The organism is Variovorax sp. V15 (assembly GCF_041154425.1).
In the GTDB taxonomy this organism is placed as follows: Bacteria; Pseudomonadota; Gammaproteobacteria; order Burkholderiales; family Burkholderiaceae_C; genus Variovorax; species Variovorax guangxiensis.
Map to the genome: position 1 here is coordinate 5,674,302 of NZ_AP028659.1, position 24,138 is coordinate 5,698,439.

General features: G+C 68.3%; 23 protein-coding genes. 9 read left to right on the forward strand and 14 right to left on the reverse strand.

All coding sequences use genetic code 11. The features are described 5' to 3' along the window. Positions 1–41: 41 nt before the first annotated feature. The 7 genes from ACAM57_RS27000 to ACAM57_RS27030 all read right to left on the reverse strand — a co-directional run bounded on the left by ACAM57_RS27000 (position 42) and on the right by ACAM57_RS27030 (position 6,728). Positions 42–944 carry a carbohydrate kinase family protein gene (locus ACAM57_RS27000; RefSeq protein ID WP_126021381.1) on the reverse strand — a complete coding sequence of 301 codons (903 nt, stop codon included), beginning with the start codon at positions 942–944 and terminating at the stop codon, positions 42–44. A 66-nt stretch (positions 945–1,010) separates the two neighbouring features. After that, the gene (locus ACAM57_RS27005; protein WP_369659579.1) at positions 1,011–2,540 is read right to left on the reverse strand and encodes a zinc-ribbon and DUF3426 domain-containing protein; all 1,530 of its coding nucleotides are present in this window, start codon (positions 2,538–2,540) and stop codon (positions 1,011–1,013) included. Between the two features lie 83 nt (positions 2,541–2,623). Continuing rightward, on the reverse strand, positions 2,624–3,517 hold the full coding sequence (gene prmA, locus ACAM57_RS27010; protein WP_369659580.1) for a 50S ribosomal protein L11 methyltransferase: 894 nt from the start codon (positions 3,515–3,517) through the stop codon (positions 2,624–2,626). Positions 3,518–3,532: 15 nt separating this feature from the next. Beyond that, positions 3,533–4,882 (reverse strand): acetyl-CoA carboxylase biotin carboxylase subunit, encoded by a 1,350-nt coding sequence (gene accC / locus ACAM57_RS27015; protein WP_184634765.1) that lies wholly within the window; start codon positions 4,880–4,882, stop codon positions 3,533–3,535. A 120-nt stretch (positions 4,883–5,002) separates the two neighbouring features. Beyond that, positions 5,003–5,476 (reverse strand): acetyl-CoA carboxylase biotin carboxyl carrier protein, encoded by a 474-nt coding sequence (accB, locus tag ACAM57_RS27020; RefSeq protein ID WP_369659581.1) that lies wholly within the window; start codon positions 5,474–5,476, stop codon positions 5,003–5,005. Positions 5,477–5,576: 100 nt separating this feature from the next. Beyond that, positions 5,577–6,131, reverse strand: coding sequence for a TlpA family protein disulfide reductase (locus tag ACAM57_RS27025; protein WP_369659582.1), 555 nt, complete (start codon positions 6,129–6,131; stop codon positions 5,577–5,579). Then, on the reverse strand, positions 6,132–6,728 hold the full coding sequence (locus ACAM57_RS27030; RefSeq protein WP_369659583.1) for a hypothetical protein: 597 nt from the start codon (positions 6,726–6,728) through the stop codon (positions 6,132–6,134). Between the two features lie 111 nt (positions 6,729–6,839). On the opposite strand from ACAM57_RS27030, the gene mpl reads away from it, so the two are divergent. Together mpl and ACAM57_RS27040 are read left to right on the forward strand one after the other, a co-directional pair. Next, positions 6,840–8,243 carry a UDP-N-acetylmuramate:L-alanyl-gamma-D-glutamyl-meso-diaminopimelate ligase gene (mpl, locus tag ACAM57_RS27035; protein WP_184634761.1) on the forward strand — a complete coding sequence of 468 codons (1,404 nt, stop codon included), beginning with the start codon at positions 6,840–6,842 and terminating at the stop codon, positions 8,241–8,243. A gap of 5 nt (positions 8,244–8,248) precedes the next feature. Continuing rightward, positions 8,249–8,758 carry a cupin domain-containing protein gene (locus ACAM57_RS27040; protein ID WP_369662484.1) on the forward strand — a complete coding sequence of 170 codons (510 nt, stop codon included), beginning with the start codon at positions 8,249–8,251 and terminating at the stop codon, positions 8,756–8,758. Between the two features lie 7 nt (positions 8,759–8,765). Here the strand turns inward: ACAM57_RS27040 and ACAM57_RS27045 are convergent, their stop codons facing one another. The 6 genes from ACAM57_RS27045 to ACAM57_RS27070 all read right to left on the reverse strand — a co-directional run bounded on the left by ACAM57_RS27045 (position 8,766) and on the right by ACAM57_RS27070 (position 16,045). Beyond that, complete coding sequence (locus tag ACAM57_RS27045) at positions 8,766–9,884, reverse strand: 3-deoxy-7-phosphoheptulonate synthase (RefSeq protein WP_126021390.1); 1,119 nt, start codon at positions 9,882–9,884, stop codon at positions 8,766–8,768. Positions 9,885–10,124: 240 nt separating this feature from the next. Further along, positions 10,125–10,664 (reverse strand): hypothetical protein, encoded by a 540-nt coding sequence (locus ACAM57_RS27050; protein ID WP_184634758.1) that lies wholly within the window; start codon positions 10,662–10,664, stop codon positions 10,125–10,127. A gap of 84 nt (positions 10,665–10,748) precedes the next feature. Further along, on the reverse strand, positions 10,749–12,209 hold the full coding sequence (gene tldD / locus ACAM57_RS27055) for a metalloprotease TldD (RefSeq protein WP_184634756.1): 1,461 nt from the start codon (positions 12,207–12,209) through the stop codon (positions 10,749–10,751). Positions 12,210–12,242: 33 nt separating this feature from the next. Further along, entirely contained in the window at positions 12,243–13,397 is a 1,155-nt protein-coding gene (gene rodA / locus ACAM57_RS27060; RefSeq protein WP_126021393.1) for a rod shape-determining protein RodA, read from the reverse strand. A gap of 32 nt (positions 13,398–13,429) precedes the next feature. Next, on the reverse strand, positions 13,430–15,292 hold the full coding sequence (locus tag ACAM57_RS27065; protein WP_369659584.1) for a sensor histidine kinase: 1,863 nt from the start codon (positions 15,290–15,292) through the stop codon (positions 13,430–13,432). A 6-nt stretch (positions 15,293–15,298) separates the two neighbouring features. Continuing rightward, entirely contained in the window at positions 15,299–16,045 is a 747-nt protein-coding gene (locus ACAM57_RS27070) for a response regulator transcription factor (RefSeq protein WP_126021702.1), read from the reverse strand. 386 nt (positions 16,046–16,431) lie between these two features. Here ACAM57_RS27070 and ACAM57_RS27075 point away from each other — a divergent pair, with 386 nt between their 5' ends. From ACAM57_RS27075 to mtgA, 5 genes are all read left to right on the forward strand, one after another. Continuing rightward, positions 16,432–17,025 carry a YqiA/YcfP family alpha/beta fold hydrolase gene (locus ACAM57_RS27075; RefSeq protein ID WP_184634753.1) on the forward strand — a complete coding sequence of 198 codons (594 nt, stop codon included), beginning with the start codon at positions 16,432–16,434 and terminating at the stop codon, positions 17,023–17,025. 123 nt (positions 17,026–17,148) lie between these two features. Beyond that, the gene (locus ACAM57_RS27080) at positions 17,149–19,215 is read left to right on the forward strand and encodes a ribonuclease catalytic domain-containing protein (protein ID WP_369659585.1); all 2,067 of its coding nucleotides are present in this window, start codon (positions 17,149–17,151) and stop codon (positions 19,213–19,215) included. 49 nt (positions 19,216–19,264) lie between these two features. After that, entirely contained in the window at positions 19,265–20,119 is an 855-nt protein-coding gene (locus tag ACAM57_RS27085) for an energy transducer TonB (RefSeq protein ID WP_184634750.1), read from the forward strand. A 59-nt stretch (positions 20,120–20,178) separates the two neighbouring features. Beyond that, positions 20,179–21,027 carry a shikimate dehydrogenase gene (aroE, locus tag ACAM57_RS27090; protein WP_184634749.1) on the forward strand — a complete coding sequence of 283 codons (849 nt, stop codon included), beginning with the start codon at positions 20,179–20,181 and terminating at the stop codon, positions 21,025–21,027. Continuing rightward, positions 21,028–21,771, forward strand: coding sequence for a monofunctional biosynthetic peptidoglycan transglycosylase (mtgA, locus tag ACAM57_RS27095; RefSeq protein ID WP_369659586.1), 744 nt, complete (start codon positions 21,028–21,030; stop codon positions 21,769–21,771). Here mtgA and ACAM57_RS27100 read toward each other — a convergent pair. Then, positions 21,737–22,156, reverse strand: coding sequence for a DUF2809 domain-containing protein (locus ACAM57_RS27100; RefSeq protein WP_369659587.1), 420 nt, complete (start codon positions 22,154–22,156; stop codon positions 21,737–21,739). The genes mtgA and ACAM57_RS27100 overlap by 35 nt on opposite strands. A 9-nt stretch (positions 22,157–22,165) precedes the next feature. On the opposite strand from ACAM57_RS27100, the gene ACAM57_RS27105 reads away from it, so the two are divergent. Both ACAM57_RS27105 and ACAM57_RS27110 read left to right on the forward strand, forming a co-directional pair. Next, on the forward strand, positions 22,166–23,044 hold the full coding sequence (locus ACAM57_RS27105; protein ID WP_369659588.1) for a lysophospholipid acyltransferase family protein: 879 nt from the start codon (positions 22,166–22,168) through the stop codon (positions 23,042–23,044). Between the two features lie 10 nt (positions 23,045–23,054). Continuing rightward, complete coding sequence (locus ACAM57_RS27110; RefSeq protein ID WP_369659589.1) at positions 23,055–24,044, forward strand: phosphatidate cytidylyltransferase; 990 nt, start codon at positions 23,055–23,057, stop codon at positions 24,042–24,044. Positions 24,045–24,138 lie beyond the last annotated feature (94 nt).

Below are 24,138 nucleotides of genomic sequence, written 5' to 3' on the forward strand. Positions count from 1 at the left end.
TCGCCCCTATCGCCCTTCCAGGCGCTCTCTCAAAGAGAAGATCAGACGCCCAGCGCCTTGCGATCGATCTCGTAGTTCTGCGGGCCACGCTGCGCAATCTTGATCGCGCCGACCTTGTTGCCCAGCGCCGCGCACTGTGCGAGCGGCCAGCCCTTTTCCAGACCGAAGAGCAGCGCGCCACGCCATGCGTCGCCGCAACCCGTGGGCTCGACCACCTCGGTGGCCACCACGCCCGGCACGTGCTCGCGCTCGCCATCGGTCCAGATCTCGCAGCCCTCGGCCGCCAGCGTGACCACGAGGCCGCGCACGCGCCTGGAGATCTCCGCAAGGCTCCAGCCGGTGCGCTGCGACAGCATCTTTCCTTCGTAATCGTTCACCACCACCCAGCTCGCCAGATCGACGAAATGGCGCAGCGCCTCGCCGTCGAACATCGGCAGGCCCTGGCCCGGATCGAACACGAACGGGATGCCCGCTGCGGCGAACTGCTCAGCGTGCTGCAGCATCGCGTCGCGGCCATCGGGGGCGATGATGCCGAGCTTGATGTCCTCGCGCGCAGCCACCTTGGTGACGTGCGCCTGCTGCATCGCGCCGGGGTGGAAGGCGGTGATCTGGTTGTTGTCGACGTCGCTCATGATCATCGCCTGCGCGGTGAAGGTGTCATCGAGCTGGCGCACGAACTCCGTGCTGATGCCCAGCGAGCGCATGCGCTCGAGGTACGTGGCGCCGTCGCTGCCCAGCGTGGCCATAGGCAGCGCCGTGCCGCCCAGCGCATTGAGGCTGTAGGCGATGTTGCCCGCGCAGCCGCCGAAGTCGCGGCGTAGCGTCGGCACCAGGAACGACACATTGAGGATGTGCAACTGATCAGGAAGGATCTGGTCGGCGAACCGGCCCTCGAAAGTCATGATGGTGTCGAATGCGAGGGAACCGCAAATCACTGCTGCCATGGTTAGCCGTTGGTGTGTTGAGTGATGGATGAAAGCGAGAAGGACACACGCGCGCACGCGCCCCGCTCAGGGATAGAAAGCCTCGACGCGATAGCCCGCGACGGGCGGCAGCGCCGCCGCTTCCGAAGCGGACAAGGTCAGGGGCAGCGAGGCCGCGCGATCCGCGCGCGCCTGCAACACGGCCGGAGCGCCGTAGTCCGCCGGCATCAGCACGCGGCGCACCACGGCGCGCTCCTGCGTGTCGAGCAGCGAGAGCTCGACGGCCGGCATCGCGAGCGGCACCGTGGCGCCGTTGCGCAGGGTGAAGCTCAGGCGGTAGTCGTTGCCGCCGCTCTTCTCGCGCGCGAAGGCCGCGCCTTCGATCACGATGTCGCCGATCTGGCGCAGCGCGCCGAGCTCGCAGCCGGTGTACTGGCACAGCGCCGCAAGCGCGGGCCGCAGGTTGGGCTGGCGCGCGACGATGCCGTCCCGTTCATGGCGAACGATCTGCAGAACCAGCAACAGCGCCGCAAGAACCGCCAGCAGGACCAGCAGCACCCGCACACCCCTGCGCTGCCAGAAGCCCGGTGCCTTTTCCAGCGGCTCGTCGTCCTCCGCGAAGGGATGCCCCGGCGGCGGCTCGAAGATCGGCGAGAGCACCGGATCGGGCTCGTCGGCTCCGCTTTCGGTCTCTTCCCGCACCACCAGGGCCGGCGATGCCTTCGCGGCCGCACGCTCCTCGCGCGCCTTGGCGCTTGCGATCTTGGCCGACTTTGCACGAGCCCGGCGCAGCGCCTTCTGCATCTGGACCTGGTCGTGTTCCTTCTCCAGTTGCTCGCGTTCGTCCGCGGCACCACCGTCGTCGGCGGCGTCGTCATCGCTCGCACGCTGGATGAGCGTGCGCGTCTTGACGATGCGCGGCGTAACCGGCAGCGGCGGCGCCGGTGGTGGCGGCGCGGGCGGCGGAGACGCGAGATTCAGGTCGATGTTCGGAAACGGCGGCAGCGTGCTCGGCGGTGGCTTCCAGGCGGGCTGCGTGGCGTCGAGGTCGGACCACGGCTCGTCGGCGGCGAGGCCGTGCTCGGGCAGGGTCAGCGAGAACGCGGGCAGCGGCGACGCCGGGGCAGGAGGCGGCGACTGCACCAGCGGCGACACGGTCTTCGGCGTGGGGTCGAGCACCAGGGCATCCGGCGGAAGCAGGTGCTCCTCGTCCGTGAGCCAATCCTTGCGCTGGCGCTGATGCTCGGGCTCGTCGTCAAAGAAGTCCGCATCCTCGGCGGATGACGACAGGGGTTGCTCCGGCTCCTCGAGTCCGGGCTCGGCCGGGGGCAAGGGTTCCGGTGCAGGCGAAGGCGCGGGAGGCTCGGGCGAAGGCGCCGGCTCCGCAGCAGGCTGCTCGACCAGCCCCGGCATGAAGCCACTGCCCTGCACCGCCGGCGACCCACCAGGCGCGACCGCTGTCCCGCCGGTCCCTTCGGATGTCTCGTGCAGGTCGAGCGTCGCGTCGAACACGTTGCTGCAACGGCCGCAGCGCACCCAGCCATCCGAGATGCGAAGCTGGTCGCGCACCACCTTGAAGGTGGTGGTGCAGGCAGGGCAGCGCGTGACGAGACTCATGACCGGGCGATTGTAGGGTTGGGCCCTCGCCGCGCGAGGGGCTCAAGGCCACGCAAGAAACCGGCCGCGTGCGCCGCAGCAACTCAGCAGCGGGCCGTCATGAGGATCCAGCCGTCCTCGCTGTCGCTGACTTCGAGCACCGCGTACGGTGCGTAGGCTTCCTTCAGTTCGTCGGCCTGGCGTTCGAGGATGCCGGCCATGACGAGCGAGCCGCCCGACTTCACATGGCCGCGCAGCAGCGGCGCGAGCAGCTTGAGCGGCGTGGCCAGGATGTTGGCCAGCACGATGTCGTATTCGCCCTTGGCGGCGTCGGGCAGGCCGGCCTTGAGCTTCACGCCGTTGGCTTCGGCGTTGAGCACGGTCGAGGAGACCGCTGCTTCGTCGATGTCGACGGCATCGATGTCGGTGGAGCCGAACTTCGCGGCGCCGATCGCCAGGATGCCGGACCCGCAGCCGTAGTCGAGCACGCGCCTGCCGGCCAGGGCCCCCTCGCCTCGCGTCGCGATCCAGCGCAGGCACATGCGGGTGGTGGGATGCGTACCGGTGCCGAAGGCCAGGCCCGGATCGAGCCTGATCACCTGCTTCGCCTGCTCGGGCGGCTCATGCCAGGTCGGCACGATCCAGAACTCGGGCGTGACTTCGACGGGCGCGAACTGCGATTGCGTCAGGCGCACCCAGTCCTGCTCGGGCACCGTCGCGATGCCGAGCACCTCGCAGCCTTCGTCAAAGAAGTCCTGCAGCGCGAGCACCGAAGCGGCGTCCTTGGCCTGCGCCTCGTCGGGAAAGAGCGCGATCACGCGCGAACGCTGCCAGCCCTCCTTGGGCGGCGGCATGCCAGGCTCGCCGAACAGCGCCTGCTCCGCATCGGTCTGCGCGTCGGCGTCTTCCACCGACACGCTCAATGCGTCGAGCGCATCGAGCGCTTCGCACAGCGTCTCGACCCGGTCTTCCGGCGCCATGAGGCGAAGTTCAAACATCGCGATGTTCCAGGCTCAGCGCTTGTGTGCGGCCAGCCACTCTTCCAAATAGTGGATGTTGGTACCGCCGCTCATGAACTTGGCGTCGACCATCAGCTCGCGGTGCAGCGGGATGTTGGTCTGGATGCCTTCGATCACCGTCTCGTTCAGCGCCGTGCGCATGCGCGCCATCGCCTGCTCGCGCGTGTCGCCGTAGACGATGATCTTGCCGATCATCGAGTCGTAGTTCGGCGGCACGAAGTAGTTGGTGTACGCATGCGAGTCGACGCGCACGCCCGGGCCGCCCGGCGGGTGCCACATGGTGATGCGGCCCGGCGAGGGAATGAACTTCCAGGCGTCTTCCGCGTTGATGCGGCACTCGATGGCGTGGCCGTTCATCTGGATCTGGCGCTGCGTGAACGGCAGGCGCTCACCCGCCGCGACCATGATCTGCGTCTTGACGATGTCGATGCCGGTGGTGAACTCGGTCACCGGGTGCTCCACCTGCACGCGCGTGTTCATCTCGATGAAGTAGAACTCGCCGTTCTCATAGAGGAACTCAAAGGTGCCGGCGCCGCGGTAGCCGATCTTCTTGCAGGCCGCGGCGCAGCGCTCTCCGATCTTCTCGATCAGCTTGCGCGGGATGCCGGGCGCGGGCGACTCCTCGATCACCTTCTGGTGGCGGCGCTGCATGGAGCAGTCGCGCTCGCCGAGGTAGACGGCGTTCTTGTGCTTGTCGGCCAGCACCTGGATCTCGATGTGGCGCGGGTTCTGGAGAAACTTCTCCATGTACACGGCCGGATTGTTGAAGGCCGCCTGGGCTTCCGCCTTCGTCATCTGGATCGCGTTGACCAGCGCCGCCTCGGTGTGCACCACGCGCATGCCGCGGCCACCGCCGCCGCCGGCGGCCTTGATGATGACCGGGTAGCCGATGGCTCGCGCGATGCGCTTGTTGGTGGCAGCGTCGTCCGAGAGCTCGCCTTCGGAGCCGGGCACGCAGGGCACGCCGGCCTTGATCATCGCCTGCTTGGCCGACACCTTGTCGCCCATGGTGCGGATGTTGTCGGGCGTGGGGCCGATGAACTGGAAGCCGCTTTGCTCCACGCGCTCGGCGAAGTTCGCGTTCTCGCTCAGGAAGCCGTAGCCGGGGTGGATCGCCTCGGCGTCGGTCACCTCGGCCGCCGAGATGATCGCCGGCATGTTGAGGTAGCTCTGCGCCGAGGGAGCCGGCCCGATGCAGACAGCCTCTTCGGCGAGCTTGATGTACTTGGCGTCGCGGTCGGCCTCGGAATAGACCATCACGGCCTTGATGCCGAGCTCGCTGCAGGCGCGCTGGATCCGGAGGGCGATTTCGCCGCGATTCGCAACCAGGATCTTCTTAAACATGTGCACCCCCGCGGCTGCATCGCCCGCACGCTGCGCGTGCCATGGCAATTTGACGGCCTTCGCCCGTCCGCGCCGAGGCGCGAGCCCCCCGGTTCGCAACCAGAATCTTCTTGAACATGCTTACTCGATGATGAACAGCGGCTGTCCGTATTCGACCGCCTGGCCGTTTTCGCCGAGGATCTGGGTGATGGTGCCGGACTTGTCGGCCTCGATTTCGTTGAGGATCTTCATCGCCTCGATGATGCAGAGGGTGTCGCCCTCGTTGACCTTGCTGCCGACCTCGACGAATGCCGGGGCGCCCGGGCTCGACGAACGGTAGAAAGTGCCGACCATCGGCGATTTCACCGCATGGCCGGACGGCGCGGCCTCGGTGGTGGGCGCAGCGGCCGCGGCGGGAGCCGCCGGGGCGCTGACGGCCGCGGCCGGCGCGGCCGCAGCGGCCTGAGGCGCGGCCAGGGTTTGCACATACTGCACCGGAGCGGCGCCGCCGCCCTTGACGATGCGAACCTTGCCTTCGGTTTCCGTGATTTCCAGTTCGGAAATATTCGATTCGGACACCAGATCGATCAGTGTCTTGAGTTTGCGCAGATCCATGGGACTCCAGTGCCGGCTGTGCCGGTCTTCAGGATATAACTTGTTCGAAAATCGGTGATTTTCGGCGTTCGGCGTCTAACGCCAGCGTAAGGAACTGATTCTAACCATGAACCAGTTCACGCCGCCAAGTCTCCAGGTCGGTCGCTTCGAGCTTGCCCATTTTACGGGCGGCCACGGAGCCGTTCGCGTTCAGGACCAGCGTGAAAGGCAGTCCGCCGCCCGTGTTGCCCAGGTTCTTGACCAGTTCGGTGCCCTGCAGGCCGGCCAGGCCCGTGGGATAGGTGACCGGCGTGCGCTGCAGGAACTTGCGCACGGCGCTCGGCTGATCGATGGCCAATCCGATCACTTGCCATCCATTCGCGCCATTTTGACGAAAGAAGGCGTCGATCATCGGCATTTCCTCGACGCAGGGCGGGCACCATGTCGCCCAGAAGTTCAGCAGCAGCGGCTTGCCCCGCAGGCTCGACAGGACGAGGTCACCGCCCTCCGGACGCTCGAAGCTCTGGGCCCAGAAGGCTGCGTCGAGCATCTCCTTGCCGCCCGCACCGCCCCCTGCACTGCGCTCCTTCCACCAGGCGCCACCGAACCCGGCCGCCGCGGCCGCGGCCGCCACGCCGGCATAGAGCATGCCGCGTCGGGTGGGCGAAGAAGTCATTCACTTGTCCTTTTCTCGTTCAATCAGTCGGCGCAATGCGGGCAGGTCGCCGCGCGGCACGCGCCCCTGGGCATCGGGCTTCAGGGCGCCGCGCAGGTCGTCGAGGTCGTACACCAGCAGGTGCACGCCGATTTCCTCGCCGAGCGTGCGGCTCGGCGCATGCACGCTCAGGGCCTCGACCTGCTCGCCGTGGAAGCCGGTCACCATGCGCGGTTCGTAGTCCACGTGGTGATCGATCAGGGCTATCTCCGCCGATTTGGGATCATCGCAGAACAACTGAATATAAATGTCTGACAGCCGCGTGGCCGTTCCGTGCCAGACGGCGCCGCCCACATGAGGGCGGAAGACAGCCATGCGCTCCATCCATTCGAGCGCGAGCAGGCGCAATGCGTGCAATTCCTGTGGCTGCGTGTCGGCGCAGAAGAGCTCGATGTACTCGCGCACCTCGGCTTCGACCTCGTCGTTGTTCGGCAGCGCGGTGCGCGTCGAAAGCCCTAGGTCGCGCAAGGCCCGCCGCTTGGCCGGGCCGTATTCGAGCCCCTCCTCCACGACGAGGCGGGCTGCTGCGGCGGCGATTTCACGCTTGGACGTGTCCATCGGGGCATTTTGCCCGCAGTAGGCGCCCCTCACATGAACATCAGTACGCGGCACGGGACAAACGGGCGCCCCCGCCGAAGGGCCTGCACACCGCTTACCTAGAATCGACCGATGCACATTCATATCCTGGGTATCTGCGGCACCTTCATGGGCGGAGTGGCCGCCCTCGCCCGCGAAGCCGGCCACCGGGTCACGGGCTGTGACGCCGGCGTGTACCCCCCGATGAGCGACCAGTTGCGCGCCCTAGGCATCGACCTGATCGAGGGCTTCGGTGCCGACCAGCTCTCGCTGGCCCCTGACATGTTCGTGGTCGGCAACGTGGTCTCCCGCGCGCGGCTGGCCGACGGGAGCCCCAAGTTCCCGCTGATGGAAGCCATCCTCGACGCCGGCAAGCCCTACACCAGCGGCCCGCAGTGGCTGGCCGAACACGTTCTGCTGGGCCGCCATGTGCTGGCGGTGGCTGGCACCCACGGCAAGACAACCACCACCTCGATGCTTGCCTGGATCCTTGAAAAGGGCGGCAAGTCCCCCGGCTTCCTGGTGGGCGGCGTGCCGCTGGACTTCGGCGTCTCGGCCCGGCTGGGCGACGGCCCTGCCTTCGTCATCGAGGCCGACGAGTACGACACGGCCTTCTTCGACAAACGCAGCAAGTTCGTGCACTACCGGCCGCGCACCGCGGTGCTGAACAACCTGGAGTTCGACCACGCGGACATCTTCGACGACCTTGCCGCCATCGAACGCCAGTTCCACCACCTCGTGCGCACCGTGCCCGGCACCGGCCGGCTGGTGGTGAACGCCACCGAGGAAAGCCTGCAGCGCGTGCTGGCCCAGGGCTGCTGGAGCGAACTCGCGCGCTTCGGCGCGGGCGGCGAGTGGCAGGCACGCGGCACCCACGACGCCTTCGAGGTGCTGCTGCGCGGCGAGGCGGTCGGCCGGGTCGAATGGGAGCTTTCCGGACTGCACAACCAGATGAATGCGCTGGCCGCCATTGCCGCGGCCGAGCATGTGGGCGTGGCGCCGGCCGACGCGGCCCGGGCGCTCGGCAGCTTCCGCAACGTGCGCCGGCGCATGGAACTGCGCGGCACGGTCGAAGGCAACGGCGGCGCGATCACGGTCTACGACGACTTCGCCCACCACCCCACCGCGATCCGCACCACGCTCGACGGCCTGCGCAAGAAGTTGGACGACGCTGGCCGCAAAAGTGAGCGCATCCTCGCTGCCTTCGAACCACGCAGCAACACGATGAAGCTGGGCGTCATGGCGGCGCAGTTGCCGTGGAGCCTGGAATCGGCCGACCTGTCGTTCTGCCACACGGCCGGCCTCGACTGGGACGTGGCCGCCGCGCTCGCGCCGATGGGCGATCGCGCGCAGGTCGCGGGGGCCATCGAGCCGCTGGTGAAGCAGATCGTCGCCGCGGCCCGGCCGGGCGATCACATCGTCTGCATGAGCAACGGCGGCTTCGGCGGCGTGCACGACAAACTGCTTGCCGCCCTGCGCGCGGCGGCCGCATCATGACCGCCATGCCCGCCGCCCGTGCCCGCGAATTGATCGAGACGCTGAAGCTGCAGTCGCACCCCGAAGGGGGCTGGTACGCCGAGGTGTTCCGCTCCACATCGAGCGTCACGCCGGCCGATGGCCGCCCGCCGCGCAGCGCGCTGACCAGCATCTATTACCTGCTCGAGGCGGGCCAGCATTCGCGCTGGCACCGGGTGCTGTCCGACGAAGTCTGGGTGCACCTCGAAGGCGTGCCGCTCGCGCTGTGGACCTGCGACGCCGCGATGCGGACCGCGCCGGCGCACACGCGGCTGGGCCCGGTCGACATCCATGGCACTCGCCCCCAGCACGTGGTGCCCGCCGGCCAGTGGCAGGCGGCGCAGCCGATCCAGAGCCACAGCTCGGGCGACTACACGCTGGTCGCCTGCATGGTCGGGCCAGGCTTCGACTTCGCCGATTTCTCCCTGGTGCCGTCCGACAGCGACGAGGCTGCGTCGATGCGGCACCACTGGCCCGACCTGGCCGGATTGCTCTAGGGCCCGCTCACCCCCGGCGGCGCTTGACCGCTTGCGAGAGCGTGTCCAGCACCTGCACCGAGTCTTCCCAGCCCAGGCAGGCGTCGGTGATGCTCTTGCCGTATTCGAGGCCCGAGAGCTGGTCCTTGCCCGGCGTGAACTTCTGGGCGCCCGGCTGCAGGTGGCTTTCGACCATCACGCCGAAGACGCGCTTGGAGCCGTCAGCGATCTGAGCGGCGATGTCCTTGGCCACGTCGATCTGCTTCTGGTGCTGCTTGGAGCTGTTGGCGTGGCTGCAGTCGACCATCAGCGTGGGCGGCAGCTTGGCGGCTTCCAGGTCCTTGCAGGCGGCCTCGACGCTGGCGGCGTCGTAGTTGGGCGCCTTGCCGCCGCGAAGGATCACGTGGCAGTCGCGGTTGCCGTTGGTCTGCACGATCGCGACCTGGCCGTTCTTGTGCACCGACAGGAAGTGATGGCCGCGCGCCGCCGCCTGGATGGCGTCGGTGGCGATGCGGATGTTGCCGTCCGTGCCGTTCTTGAAGCCGATGGGCGCCGACAGGCCCGAGGCGAGTTCGCGGTGCACCTGGCTTTCGGTGGTGCGCGCGCCGATGGCGCCCCAGGAAATCAGGTCGCCGATGTACTGCGGCGAGATCACGTCGAGGAACTCGCTGCCCGCCGGCAGGCCCATGCGGTTGATGTCGATCAGCAGCTGGCGGGCGATGCGCAGGCCTTCGTCGATGCGGAAGCTCTCGTCCAGGTACGGGTCGTTGATCAGTCCCTTCCAGCCGACCGTGGTGCGCGGCTTCTCGAAGTACACGCGCATCACGATCTCCAGCGTGCCGGCGTATTTCTCACGCTCGGCCTTCAGGCGGCGGGCGTATTCGAGCGCGGCGGCCGGGTCGTGGATCGAGCACGGGCCCATGATCACCAGCAGCCGGTCGTCCTTGCCGGCCATGATGTTGTGGATGCGTCCGCGGGTGTCCTCGATCAGCGTCTCGACCGCGGTGCCGCGGATGGGGAAGAAGCGGATGAGGTGTTCTGGAGGGGGGAGCACGTTGATGTCCTTGATGCGTTCGTCGTCGGTCTTGCTGGTTTTTTCGACGCGCGCATACCAGCTGTCGCTGGCGGGGGAGTTGTTCGTGCTCATGGTGCTTCTTCCTTGTGTGCTGCTGGAGTTGGAATCGAGGGGACAAGAAAAAACCGCCGGGGCTTGAGGCCACCGGCGGTTCTGGGAGGGTATTCGTGTGTGCTTTTTACGCGCTCGCCTCTCGTCCGCCGGAAACCGGGAACCAAAAGTAGGCAAAAAAGTAAGCGCGGACAGCGGACATGGGGTGGCAATGTAGCACGGAAAAGCGAAACCCGGTCAAGGGACCGGGCTCGCTGTTGTTTACCGGTAGCCCGATTCGTTGGGGTTGTGGATGATCCAGATCAGGTTGCCGGAGGAATAGTCACCCATGCCGCCGCCCGCGAAGATCAGGCGGCCCTGGCCCTTGTAGGTCATCTCGAAACGATGGCGGTCGCTGCCGAAATAGAAGGGAATGAAGGCCTTGCCGGTTACATATGCGCCCTGATCGGTGGGCTGGCCGGCGATGTCGGTGACCTGCCGCGCGCTCATGCCGATCTGCAGGCGCGCGAACTTGCTGTTACGCGCCGGGTTGCCGGTGATCTCGCCTTCGTAGCCGTTCAGGCCCTTGACGGTGCGGCCGCTGCCGGCCTCGACCTTGGAGGAGTCGATCACGTTGCCCTGGGCGTCCATGCCGGCCTTGGCTCCGCCGCGCGCGGCAGGTGCCGCAGCCGCAGCCGCGGGTGCGGGCGCCGCCGCGGGCTGGCTACCAGAACTGCCGCGGGATGCGCAACCGGCGGAGGCCACCGCCACCACGGCGGTCACGGCCCACAGAACGGCGGGCGAATTGATCCTGTTCCCCATCGAAATGCTCCTTGAATGCGTTCTTCGCAAAAAAAGGAGCGCAGCTTAGCAACGGGAGGAAACAGTCCACAAGTGCCGAAAGTCCTAAGCCGTTCCACCTACAGTCAGGCCGTCGATGCGCAGGGTGGGCTGGCCGACGCCCACGGGCACACTCTGGCCTTCCTTGCCGCAGGTGCCCACGCCGGAGTCGAGCGCCATGTCGTTGCCGATCATGGTCACGCGGGTGAGCGCATCGGGGCCGTTGCCCACGATGGTCGCGCCCTTCACCGGGTACTGGATCTTGCCGTTCTCGACCCAGTAGGCCTCGCTGGCCGAGAACACGAACTTGCCGCTGGTGATGTCGACCTGCCCGCCGCCGAAATTGGTGGCGTACAGGCCCTTCTTGATGCTCGCGACGATTTCGTCGGGTTCCTTGTCGCCGCCGAGCATGTAGGTGTTGGTCATGCGCGGCATCGGCACGTGGGCATAGCTTTCGCGGCGGCCGTTGCCGGTGGGCTTGACCTTCATGAGGCGCGCGTTGAGCGCGTCCTGGATGTAGCCCTTGAGGATGCCGTCCTCGATCAGCACGTTGCGCTGGCTGGCGTTGCCCTCGTCGTCGACGTTGAGCGAGCCGCGGCGGTCGGCGATGGTGCCGTCGTCGAGCACCGTCACGCCCTTGGCCGCCACGCGCTGGCCGATGCGGCCCGAGAACGCGCTCGATCCCTTGCGGTTGAAGTCGCCCTCCAGCCCGTGGCCGATGGCTTCGTGCAGCAGGATGCCGGGCCAGCCGGAGCCCAGCACCACCGTCATTTCGCCGGCCGGGGCCGGGCGCGCGTCGAGGTTGGTCAGCGCCGCCTTCACGGCATGGTCGACGTACTCGGCGATCTGCTCGTCGGAGAAATACGCCAGGCCGAAGCGCCCGCCACCGCCGCCGGAGCCGATCTCGCGGCGGCCGTTCTGCTCGGCGATCACGGTGACCGACAGGCGCACCAGCGGCCGCACGTCGGCGGCCAGCGTGCCGTCGGCGCGGGCAACGAGCACCACGTCGTACTCGCTGGCCAGCCCCGCCATCACCTGCGCCACGCGCGGGTCGCGCGAGCGGGCGAGCTTCTCGACCTTCTCGAGCAGCTTCACCTTGGCTGTGCTGTCGAGCGTGGCGATGGGGTCGATGCCCTGGTAGAGCGAGCGGCTGGAGGCGATCTTGCGGGGCGCCGTCTTCACCTTGCCGGCGCGGCCCGCGGAAGAGATGGAGCGCACCGTGCGCGCAGCATCGAGCAGGGAGGCCTCGGAAATGTCGTCGGAGTAGGCGAAGGCGGTCTTCTCGCCGCTGACCGCTCGCACGCCGACGCCCTGGTCGATGCTGAAGCTGCCGGTCTTGACGATGCCTTCCTCGAGGCTCCAGCCCTCGCTGCGGGTGTACTGGAAGTACAGGTCGGCGTCGTCCACCCGGTGCGCGGTGATCTCGGCCAGGGCCTTGCTCAGGTGCGATTCGTCGAGGCCGAACGGCGTGAGAAGGAGCTGTTGCGCCGTGGCAAGGCGCTCGATGGTGGGTTCGCGAGAGATCATTTCAGGATTCTATGGCTCGCCCCCCGTCCGCGCTCAGTTCTGGGCGAGCCTCCTCGCCCGGGCGATGGACATCAGGATGCCCAGCCCCAGCCCCAGCGTCACCATCGCGGTGCCGCCATAGCTGATGAAGGGCAGCGGCACGCCCACGACCGGCAGGATGCCGCTGACCATGCCCATGTTCACGAAGGCGTAGGTGAAGAAGATCATCGTCACCGCCCCGGCCAGCAGGCGCGAGAACAGCGTCCCCGCGTTGGCCGCGATCACCAGCCCCCGGAAGATCAGCAGGATGAAGGCCGAGATCAGCGCCAGGTTGCCCATGAGCCCGAATTCCTCGGAATAGGCGGCGAAGATGAAGTCGGTGGTGCGCTCGGGAATGAATTCGAGGTGCGTCTGCGTGCCCTGCATGAAGCCCTTGCCGCCCACGCCGCCCGAGCCGATGGCGATCATGCCCTGGATGATGTGGAAGCCCTTGCCCAGCGGGTCCTTGCTGGGGTCGAGCAGCGTGCACACGCGCTGCTTCTGGTAGTCGTGCAGCACGCGCCAGTCGACGCCGTCGGCGCACAGCCGCGACTCGAAGCCCACGATCAGCGTGATGGCCACCGCGCCGATCACCACCGGCGGCACGATCAGCTTCCAGGGCAGCCCCGCGAAGAAGATCACCGACAGCCCCGCCGCCAGCACCAGCAGCGAGGTGCCCAGGTCGGGCTGTTTCATGATGAGCCCCACCGGCACCGCCAGCAGCATCGTCGCCACCACGAAGTCGAGCGGCCTGAGCTGGCCCTCGCGCCGCTGGAACCACCAGGCCAGCATCAGCGGCATGGCGATCTTCAGGATTTCGCTGGGCTGGATCACCACGCCCACGTTGATCCAGCGCTGGGCGCCCTTCTTGGTGATGCCGAAGAGCGCCACCGCCACCAGCAGCGCCACGCCCATCGTGTAGAGCGGCACGGCCGCCAGCATCAGCCGCTGCGGCGGCACCTGCGCCACCACGAACATGATGAAGCCGGCCAGCAGCATGTTGCGGCCATGGTCGACGAAACGGGTTCCGTGGTCGTAGCCCGATGAATACATGGTGAGCAGCCCGGCGAAGGCGAGCAGCAGCACGGCGAAGGCCAGAAAGCCGTCGAAGCCCTGGAAGATGGGCGCAATTCGACGCGCCAGGGAGGGCTGATTGAACACGGCGGACATGAGGGCGGATTATCCCAGCCCCACCGGCCCCCTCAATCGAATTCGAGCTGAACGACCGTGCGCCCCGGTCGGCTTTCGACCGTCAGCCGGGCCCCGATGGCCCCGGAGCGCTCCGCCAGCGAACGCGGCATGACCCTGGTGGTGTCGAAGCCCTTGCCGTTGTCGATCACCCGCAGCTGCACCGTCTTGTCCTTCATGCCGGCCTCGAAGCGCAGCACGGTGGCCTCGGCGTGGCGCAGCACGTTGGAGATCGACTCGAACAGCAGGAACTGCAACTGCCGCATGCCGTGCGCGTCCAGCCCCTCCACCGGCTCCACCTCGTCCACCGCCCACTCGAACTCGATGCCCGAGGACGCCAGCCTGGGCTCCAGCCGGTAGCGTGCCGCCGCGAGCAGCGCGCCCACGTCGCCCGGCGGCAGGTGGATGGAATCGATCTGCAGCTTGAGCTGGTCCAGCGAGTCGCGCAGGGTGCGCAGCAGGTCGCCCGAGCTGCTCTGGCCCGACTGCAGCTGGCGGATGGCCGAGCTGATGTGCGAGCCCACGCCGTCGTGCATCTCGCGCAGGATGCGCTCGCGCTCGTGGGTGCGCGCCTGCACCTGCGCCGCGGCCTCGAGCTCGGCATAGGTGGCCGCCAGTTCGCGCTCGCGCTGCGCCACCCGCTCGGCCAGGGCCGCGACCGAGCCGCGCGCCTGCACGGCCGCCGCACGGAAGCGCCGCAGCACGATCAGGAGCAGCACCGCGCCGAAGAACACCGACGAATAGCGCACCCAGGTGGTCTCGCCGTAGGCGTCGCTCAGGCGGACCACCAGCCAGTCGCGCGCGGCGAATGCCACCGTGACCAGCGCGGCGCCGGCCATCAGCAGGCGGTCGTCGTTCGGGTGGCGCAGCGTGGCGAGGGCGAAGGCGCCGACGAAGGCGGCGACGAACACGAGCTCCACGGCGAGCCAGGCGGTGAACCAGGCCGGCTCGTCCCGCTGCAGCGAGAGCGCGCTGAACAGCACCGTGCCGACCACCACGCCGGCCACCGGCCAGCGCACCCAGCGGTGGCGCCGCTCGTTCGCCCAGCCCGCGAGGTGGTAGACGAACATCATGGAGGCGGCCGCCCAGCCGGCGTAGCAGGCCGCCATCAGCACGCCCCACGGCCCCCAGGACAGCGGCGGCTCGGCGACCAGCCCGTCGGCCATGCGCACCGCCCAGAAGAACTCCGCCAGCGCGGCCCAGAAATAGATGGCCACGCGTCGCGGCATGCCGTTTGCATCGACGTCGAGCTGCGTCAGCCACAGCGCCAGCGCGATGCCGCCCACGATCAGGCTGAAGGCCATCAGCAGCACCGAGCCGGTGAAGCGCCAAGCGTTGGCGCTCTCGAAGAGTTCGTTGCGAACCGACGCGGCCGGCCCGACGACCACCTGCGACAGCCCCGCGAGGCGGGCGGTGTCGGCATGCAGCCGGATCTGCAGCAGGTTGTCGCCCTTGCGCAGCAGCTTGCCGGGCACGGGCACGTAGATGGGCGCCTTGGCGTAGTCGGCGTCGTTGTTGCGCTTCATGTCGCCGTAGGTCTGCAGCAGCGCGTCGTTGAGCTGCACCTCGAAGACGTTGCCCACGCGCGGAATGAAGATGCCCCACGGCGTCTCGGGCTCGGCCTCGAGCGTGAACGGCAGGTCGAAGCTGGCCGTGCCGGGGCGTCCGTTGTGCTGCCGGTCCCAGTGGTAGGAAAGCTCGACCGGCTCGGTGCGCGTGACGCCGTCGACCGTGGTCGTCACGGTACCCTGGCGCAGTTCGATCGGCGCCTCGGCGGCGGACGCGGCGGAAACGCCGCAGGCGCCGAAAAGGCCGGCGAGGCCCATCAGGAGCATCGCCAGCCACGACATCACCAGCGACACCCGGTTCGGCCGCATCTGCGCTCAGCCCGGATGAGACAACAGGCCGAGACGCGTCGCTTCGAAGACGGCCTCGCTCTTGGAATGCACCGCGAGCTTTCCGTAGAGGTTCTTGATGTGGGTCTGCACCGTGTGCACGCTCAGGCCCTTGAGCCGGGCGATCTCGGCATAGGAGAAACCGCGAGCGATCAGCGTCAGCACCTCGTGCTCGCGCGCCGAGAGCAGGCCGCGGTCGGCTTCCTCGGCGGCGGCCTCGGGCGCCGAGCCCGGCGTGGTGCCGGAAGGCGCCGCAGTCTGCAGGCTGCGGTACTTGGCGAGCACGCGCCGCGCAATCATGGGCGAGATCGGCGAGGCGCCGGCCTTCATCTCCACGATGGTCTGGGCGATGTCCTCGGGCGCGGCGTCCTTGTGGATGTAGCCCACGGCGCCGGCCTCGATGCTCGCGAGAACGTTTTCCTCGTCGCCGAAGACGGACACCACCAGCGGTTCGCAGCCCGGAAAACGCGAGACCGCCTCGCGGATCACGTCGAGCCCGGTGCCGTCGGGCATGCCGAGGTCGACCAGCAACACGTCGGGAATGGTGGTCGTGCGCGAGAGCCAGCCCAGCGCCTCCTGCACGGTACCCGCGCTGCCGAGCCAGAAAAGGCGCGGGCTGCGCTGCACGCTCGCCTCGAAAAAGGCGCGCGCGCGACTGTCGTCCTCGACCACGAGCACGCCCCAGCGGCGTAGCGACGCGTCGTCCTGAGCCTCAATGTTCATTCCTCCGAGCATAAGCCTCGGCGAGCATGGGGCATCCATGCGCACATCCCTCGTTCATGGGATATGTGCGCCAACAGGCTTTGCTTGAAACTCTGGCCGCTTTTTTCCGGGCACATTCCTGCAGCCCGGGCGAGCGAAGTAACCGGAATGTAGGCGATTTGCACCGCAGCGAACTCAGCCTGAGTACTTTCGAATTCCAGATGCGCGGCATGCCCCCAGGCGCAGGAGCATGCGGAACGCCGGTGCGCCCCGGGCCCCGGCAGGCTGCGGCCTTGCCGACGAACCCAACCAGCCGGTTTTTGTATGTCGGAAGCGGCCTCGCGAGAACAGACCTCATGCAGAATTACCCGTTCCCGGCAAGCGAGGCACCACCGCCGCACCGCCCTTCCTTTCCTCGCATGGATCCGCAAACAACCCACCTGCTCTACCTGCACGGCTTCCGCTCTTCGCCTCGTTCGACCAAGGCCCGGATCGTCGCGGATCGCGTCGCGCGGCGGCATCCGAACCTGCAATGGTGGTGTCCGCAGCTGCCGCCGTCGCCGCACGATGCCATCGACATGGTGATGAAGGGCATCGCGCACTGGCCGCGCAAGTCGATGGCCGTGGTGGGCTCGTCGCTGGGCGGCTACTACGCCACCTATGTGGCCGGCATGACGCGCTGCCGCGCGGTGCTGCTGAACCCGGCCGTGCACCCCGCGCGCGACCTCATGCTCTACATCGGCGACCAGACCGCCTGGCACGACCCGGCCGAGCATTTCTATTTCCGTCCCGAATACATCCACGAGCTGCGCGCCATGGAGGTCGGCCCGCTCACCCGGCCCGAGCGCGTGTTCGCCATCATCGCCAAGGGCGACGAGGCGCTCGACTGGCACGAGATGTCGGCGCGCTACCCCGACAGCAACATCAAGCTGCTCGAAGGCGGCGACCATGCCCTGTCCGACTTCGAAAAGGCCCACCTGGACGACGTGATGGCCTTCATCAACCCCGTTTGAATTTCCGGGACACCGCAGAACCGGCTTCGCCGGGCTGCAGGTGTCGCCCCCGGAAGGGGCGGGAGGCCACACGAAGTGGGCAAGCCTGGGGGTGAGCCTGACTCCGCGTGGGACAATCGACGGATGTTTGTATTGTTTGAAGAAGCCGGCAAGTACCTCGGCGGCCGCGTGCTGTCGGAGGCCGAAGCATCGGCGCAGGTCGAGCTCGACACCGGCAAGCGCGTCAAGGTCAAGGGCGCCAACATCGTCCTTCGTTTCGAGAAGCCGTCGCCCGCCGACCTGATCGCCGAAGGGCGCGCGCTCGCCGCCGGCATGGACCTCGACCTCGCCTGGGAGTTCGCGCCCGAGGGCGAATTCGGCTTCGCCGAGCTGGCCGCCGAGTATTTCAGCGAGAAGCCCTCGCTCGCCCAGCAGGCCGCCGCCCTGTTCGCGCTCTTCGAGGCGCCGCATTACTTCCGCCGCGCCGGCAAGGGCCGCTTCAAGAAGGCGCCGGCCGAGATCGTGCAGCAGGCGCTGGCCGCCATCGAGAAGAAGAAGGCCATCCAGGCGCAGATCGCCGAGTGGGCGGCGCAGCTCGCCGAGGGCGTGTGCCCGGCTCCCGTGCGCGAACAGCTCTACAAGATCCTTTTCCGCCCCGACAAGAACGCCCCCGAATACAAGGCCGTGGTCGAGGCCGCGCGCGCCACGCAGCGTCCGCCGCTCGACCTGCTTGAACGCGCCGGCGCCATCGACTCGCCCTACCAGTTCCACTGGCGCCGCTTCCTGTTCGAGAACTTCCCCAAGGGCACCGGCTTCCCCGCGCTCGCGGCGCCCGCCATCGCCGACGACCTGCCGCTGGCAGAGGGCGTGCAGGCCTTCTCCATCGACGATTCGCAGACCACCGAAATCGACGACGCGCTCTCCGTGCAGGGCCTGGGCAGCGGCACCGTCACGGTCGGCATCCACATCGCCGCGCCGGCGCTCGCGCTGACGCCCGGCAGCCCGATCGACAACGTGGCGCGTGCGCGCATGTCCACGGTCTACATGCCGGGCTACAAGATCACGATGCTGCCCGACGAGGTGGTCGACACCTACACGCTGCTCGAAGGCGGCGACCGCCCGGCCGTGTCGCTCTACGCGCGCTTCGACGAAGCCACGCTGGAGCTGCAGGGCACCGAGACGAAACTGGAGCGCGTGCCGATCGTGGCCAACCTGCGCCACGACCAGCTCGACACCGTCGTCACGCAGCAGTGGCTGGAAGACGCCGCCTTCAATGCCGACAGCACACCCGACGCCGCGGCCCGCATGCGCGCGCCCCTGTCGTTCCTGTTCCGCCTGGCGAAGCAGCTGAAGGCGCAGCGCGAGGTGGTGCGCGGCAAGCCCGAGAGCTTCAACCGGCCCGACTACAACTTCCGCCTCGTCGGCAACGACGGCGCCGAGCCCACCGGCGGCGAGCAGGTACAGATCAGCACGCGCCAGCGCGGCGCACCGCTCGACCTGATCGTGTCCGAAGCCATGATCCTGGCCAACAGCAGCTGGGGCGGCTGGCTCGGCGAGCTCGGCGTGCCGGGTCTCTACCGCAGCCAGGCCAGCCTCGCGCCCGGCATCAAGGTGCGCATGGGCACGCGCGCGCTGCCGCACGCAGGCCTGGGCGTGAAGAGCTACGCCTGGAGCACCTCGCCGCTGCGCCGCTACACCGACCTGGTGAACCAGTGGCAGATCATCGCCGCCGCACGCCACGGCAAGACCGCCGCGCTGGCCGCGCCCTTCAAGCCGAAGGACGCAGACCTGTTCTCGATTCTCTCGGGCTTCGACGCGGCCTACACCGCGTACAACGCCTACCAGGGCGGCATGGAGCGCTTCTGGACGCTGAAGTACCTGCAGCAGCAGGGCATCACCGAGCTGGAGGCCACCGTCATCAAGGACATGCCCAACGGCGCGCTCGTGCGTGCCGACACCCTGCCGCTGGTGTTCCCCGTGGCCGGGCAGCAGGAGCGCGGCGCGCGCCTGCGCGTGAAGCTCGGCGAGATCGACGAGATCGCCCTCGACGTGAGCGGCACGGTGCTCGAGCGCCTCGACGCGCCGAAGGCCGGCGCATCCGCCGAGGAGGAAGGCGACGACGGCGAAGAAGAAGTGGTTGCGGGCCCGATCGCCATCGCCGTCGACCTGAACGACAGCGAGGCAGGACCCGAAGAAAACACGCCTGCATGAACCCCGGCGGATCGTCCGGAGAAATGCGGCCCCTGGAGGAGTCTAGAGAATGAACTTCAAGGACCTCAGCACGCTGCAGATCGCACTGGGCGTGTCGGTCGTTGTGCACGCCGCGCTGCTCACGGTGCGATTCGTCGATCCCGAATCCTTCAACAAGGTCTTCAGCGACACGCCGCTGGAGGTGATCCTGGTCAACACCAAGACCAACGACCGGCCCGACCCCGCCGCGCGGCTGCGCGCGCAGACCTCGCTCGCGGGCGGCGGCGACCTCGACAAGGGCCGCGCCACCAGCCCGCTGCCGCCGTCGAGCTTCACCACCGTGGGCGACTCGTTCGAGGACGCGCAGCGCAAGGTAGACGCCATGCAGGCCGAGCAGATGCAGATGCTCACCCAGCTCAAGCGCGACCTGGCCGCGATGCCCGCGCCCGATCCGCGCAATGCCGGCGATCCGGCCGAGGCCAAGGCGCAGGAGGAAAAGCGCCGCCAGATGATCAACCTGCTGGCCGAGATCGAGCGCCGCGTGAACGAGGAGAACGCGCGTCCCAAGAAGCGCTACCTCAGCCCCTTCACGCGCGAGGCCGCCTTCGCCACCTACGTCGATTCGCTGCGCCGCCGGGTGGAAGCGCAGGGAACGGCCAACTTCCCGACGCTGGCCGGCAAGAAGCTCTACGGCGAGCTCACCATGACCATCACCGTCAACTTCGACGGCCGGCTGCTCTCGACCGTGATCGACGAAAGCTCGGGCCAGGCCGTGCTCGACAAGCGGGCCCAGGCCATCGTCGCGAGCGTGGGCAACTTCGGCACCTTCACCGACGCGATGCGCAAGGAGCACGCGGACCAGATCGTGATCCGCCCGCACTTCCGCTTCTCGCACGACGGCTCGGTCGAACTCTCCTCGCAGTAACCGGAATCCGGAAAACAGCCGCACCGCAACGGCAGGCGCAACCAGAAAAGGCAGACACCATGGACCTGTACTGCGTCATGGGCAACCCCGTCGAGCACAGCCGCTCGCCCCGCATCCACGCGCGCTTTGCGCAGCTGTGCGGCCAGCAGCTGGAATACGGCCGGCGGCTCATTCCGCTCGGTGCCTTCGCCGAAGGCATCGCAGCCTTCCGCCGCGAAGCCGCCGAGCGCGGCGACGCCGCGCTCGGCTGCAACATCACCGTGCCATTCAAGTTCGAGGCCGCGGCGCTCGCGCAGCACACCAGCGAGCGCGCCCTTCTCGCGCAGGCGGTCAACACGCTGTGCTTCGAGGCCGATGGCGGCATTCGTGCGGACAACACCGACGGCATCGGCCTGGTCAACGACATCGTGCGCAACGCGGGCGTGCCGCTGCAGGGCAAGGCGCTGCTGCTGATCGGCGCGGGCGGCGCCGCTGCCGGCGTGCTGGGGCCGCTGCTCGATGCGGGCGCGTCGCGCGTCGTGGTCGCGAACCGCACCGTGGACAAGGCCGTCGAGTTGGTGCGCCGCCATGCGGCCATCGCGCTGCGCCACGGCGCATCGCTCGAAGCCTGGGCGCTCGACGAAGTGCCGGGCGCCTTCGACGTGGTGGTCAACGCCACCGCCTCCAGCCTCGCGGGCGACGCGGTGCCGGTGAAGGCCAGCGTGCTGCGCGAAGGCGGGCTCGCGGTCGACATGATGTACGGCCCGGCCGCAGCAGGCTTCATGGCCTGGGCCGAGGCGCACGGCGCAGTGGCGCGCGACGGGCTCGGCATGCTGGTCGAGCAGGCGGCCGAGTCCTTCGAGATCTGGCGCGGCGTCCGGCCGCCTTCGGCACAGGTGCTGGCCGAGATCCGGGCCGAGCTGAAATAAATGAAGGCCGTGCTGCGACTGATCGCCTGCCTCGCGGTGGCGGGCCTGGCCCTGCAGCTCTTCTTCGTGGCGCGCATCGCGGCGATGGCAGTGATCGATCCGCAGAGCACTGCGTTCCAGCGCTCCGAAGCTTTCCAGATCGCCGTTCATGAAGGCCGCGGCGGCGGCTGGCGGCAGGAGTGGGTGCCCTACTGGCAGATCAACGACACGCTCAAGCGCGCGGTCATCGCCAGCGAAGACGCCGGCTTCGTCGACCACAACGGCGTGGAATGGGAAGCCATCGAGCGCGCGCGCCAGCGCAACGCCAAGGCGGAAGAGCTGGCCGCCAAGCGCGCAGCCCGTGCGGCAGCGCGCGGCAAGCCGGTGCGGCCGGTGCAGCTGCGCGGCGGTTCGACCATCACGCAGCAGCTCGCGAAGAACCTGCTGCTGTCGGGCGAGCGCACCATGCTGCGCAAGGGCCAGGAGCTGGTGCTGGCCACGCTGCTCGAGGTGCTGCTGGACAAGCGGCGCATCCTGGAGATCTACCTCAACAACGTCGAGTGGGGCGAAGGCGTATTCGGCGCCGAGGCGGCGTCGCAGTACTACTTCCGCAAGCCGGCCTCGCGCCTGAGTGCCAACGAGGCCGCGCGCCTCGCGGTGATGCTGCCCAGCCCCAAGTTCTTCGAACGGCGCCCGGGCTCGCCCTACCTGAGCGGGCGCGCCTCCACCGTCATGGCGCGGATGCCCGCGGCCGAGCTGCCCTGAGGAACCCGCCGCGCAGGCCCTCGATGGCCAGCACGCCGGCGAAGCCGATGGTGTAGGCCAGCACGTCCCACCAGTCCGCCGTGCTGCCGAGCACGATGCGCAGCGCGCGGTTCGGAATGTGCAGGTGCCACGTCGCCGCGAGGTACTGCCCGAGTTCGACCGCGAGGCCCACGCCCAGCGCGGCCAGCGCCAGCGGCAGCACGCGCGCGCCGATCGCGGTCTTGAACACGAAATACACCCACGCCACGGCAAGCACGTCGCCGAAGAAGCTGCGCAGCCAGCCCCAGCGCGCACCCACGGTGGCCAGCAGCAGCAACACAAGAAACAGGGCCACCGCCCACGCCAGGGAAAGAGGATCGAAACGCCATCGCATGGCCCGTATCATCGCGCCCATATGCTGGCAAAGCTCACGGGTTGGCTGCTTCTTGGGATCGTCCGCTTGCTCACGGGCGCGCAGGCGCGCTGGTACGGCTGTCCGCCCAAGGCCGAGCAGCGCATCTATTTCGCCAACCACCAGAGCCATGCCGACCTGGTGATGATCTGGGCGGCGCTGCCGGAAGAATTGCGCAGCATCACGCGGCCCATCGCGGCGCGCGACTATTGGGCCAACACACCGGTCAAGCGCTGGATCACGACTGAAGTGTTCAACGCGGTGTACGTGGAGCGGCAGGCCGCGGCAGCGCCTGCGGCAGTTCCTGCAGCGCCGGCGACTCCTGCCGCTCCCGAGGTTGCGCCGCCGGCGCCTGCCGCCCGGCCACTGGAAGATCGCATCGAGCCCTCGATGGAGCCGCTGCTGCCCCTGACCCCGCCGGCACCGCCCGTCGAAGCAGCATCCGGCGCACAAGGCCAGCTGGACCTGCCCGTGCCCCCTGCCCCGCCGCCTGCGCCGTCTCCCGAACCACCCCCGCCCGCGGCGCCCGAACCCGCGCCCACGCCGGCGGCCCCTGCCTCCGATCCGCTGGCCCCGCTGGTCGAAGCCCTTCGCAGCGGCGACTCGATCATCATCTTCCCCGAGGGCACGCGCGGCCACACCGGCGAACCGCAGAAGTTCAAGTCGGGGCTCTACACGCTGGCCACCATGTTCCCCGAAGTGGTACTGGTGCCCGCATGGATCGACAACGTGCAGCGCGTCATGCCCAAGGGCGAGATCGTGCCGGTGCCCATCCTGTGCTCTGTCACCTTCGGCGCGCCGGTGCGCGTGGAGGAAGGCGAGGAGCGCCGCCCTTTCCTCGACCGGGCGCGCGCCGCCGTGATCGCCCTGCGCGACGTCTGACGACGACGACATGAACCAGTTCCTGCGCAGCCTCAGCCCGACCCAGCAGGTCGCGGCGCTCTTTCTCATCATCTTCGGCGTGCTCGCGGTCGTGAGCGCCACCGCCTTCTTCCTGAGCTTCAGGGAAAAGCGCAACCCCGTGCACGACGCCGCCTGGCAGGCCGAGCTGGCGCACTTCCGCAAGCTGCTGGGCACCACCTGGTTCATGGTGCTGGTCTTCTGGATCGGCTGGGCGCTCGGCGAGACGGTGGCCACGGTGCTGTTCGCGCTCATCTCCTTCTTCGCGCTGCGCGAGTTCATCACGCTCTCGCCCACGCGGCGCGGCGACCACCGCAGCCTGATCCTCGCCTTCTTCGTGGTGCTGCCGATCCAGTTCTGGCTGGTGGCCACCGCGCGCTTCGACCTCTTCACCGTGTTCATCCCGGTGTACGTGTTCCTCGCGATCCCGGTGACCAGCGCGCTGGCCAACGACCCGAGCCAGTTCCTGGAGCGCAACGCCAAGCTGCAGTGGGGCATCATGGTCTGCGTCTACGGCATGAGCCACGTGCCGGCGCTGCTGCTGCTGAGCTTTCCGGGCTACGAGGGCAAGAGCGCGTTCCTCGTGTTCTTCCTGGTGTTCGTGGTGCAGACCTCGGTGCTGGTGCAGCACCTGATCTCGCGGCGCATGCAGCGCGCGCCCTTCGCGCCGAACGTGAGCCGCAGCTTCAACTGGACCAGCTGGGCCATCGGCATCGCGGTGGCGAGCCTGGTGGGCGCGCTGTTCTCGTTCATCACGCCCTTCAGGTTCGGGCAGGCGCTGGCGGTGTCGGTCATCGCCTGCATCTCGGGCTCGATGGGGCACCTGGTGATGAAGGCGCTCAAGCGCGACCGGGGCATCCCCAACTGGGGCCGCAAGGATGCGGGCGTGACGGGCGCCAACGGGCTGCTGGATCGTGTCGACGCGCTGTGCTTCGCCGCCCCCATCTTCTTCCACTCCATCCGCTGGTACTTCAACGCATGAACTTGGCTAACCCCCAGGCTGCGCGCACTTCGTGTCGCTTCGCCAACCCCCTTGCAGGGGGCAATACCTGCGGCCCGGCAAAGCCGGTTCCGCG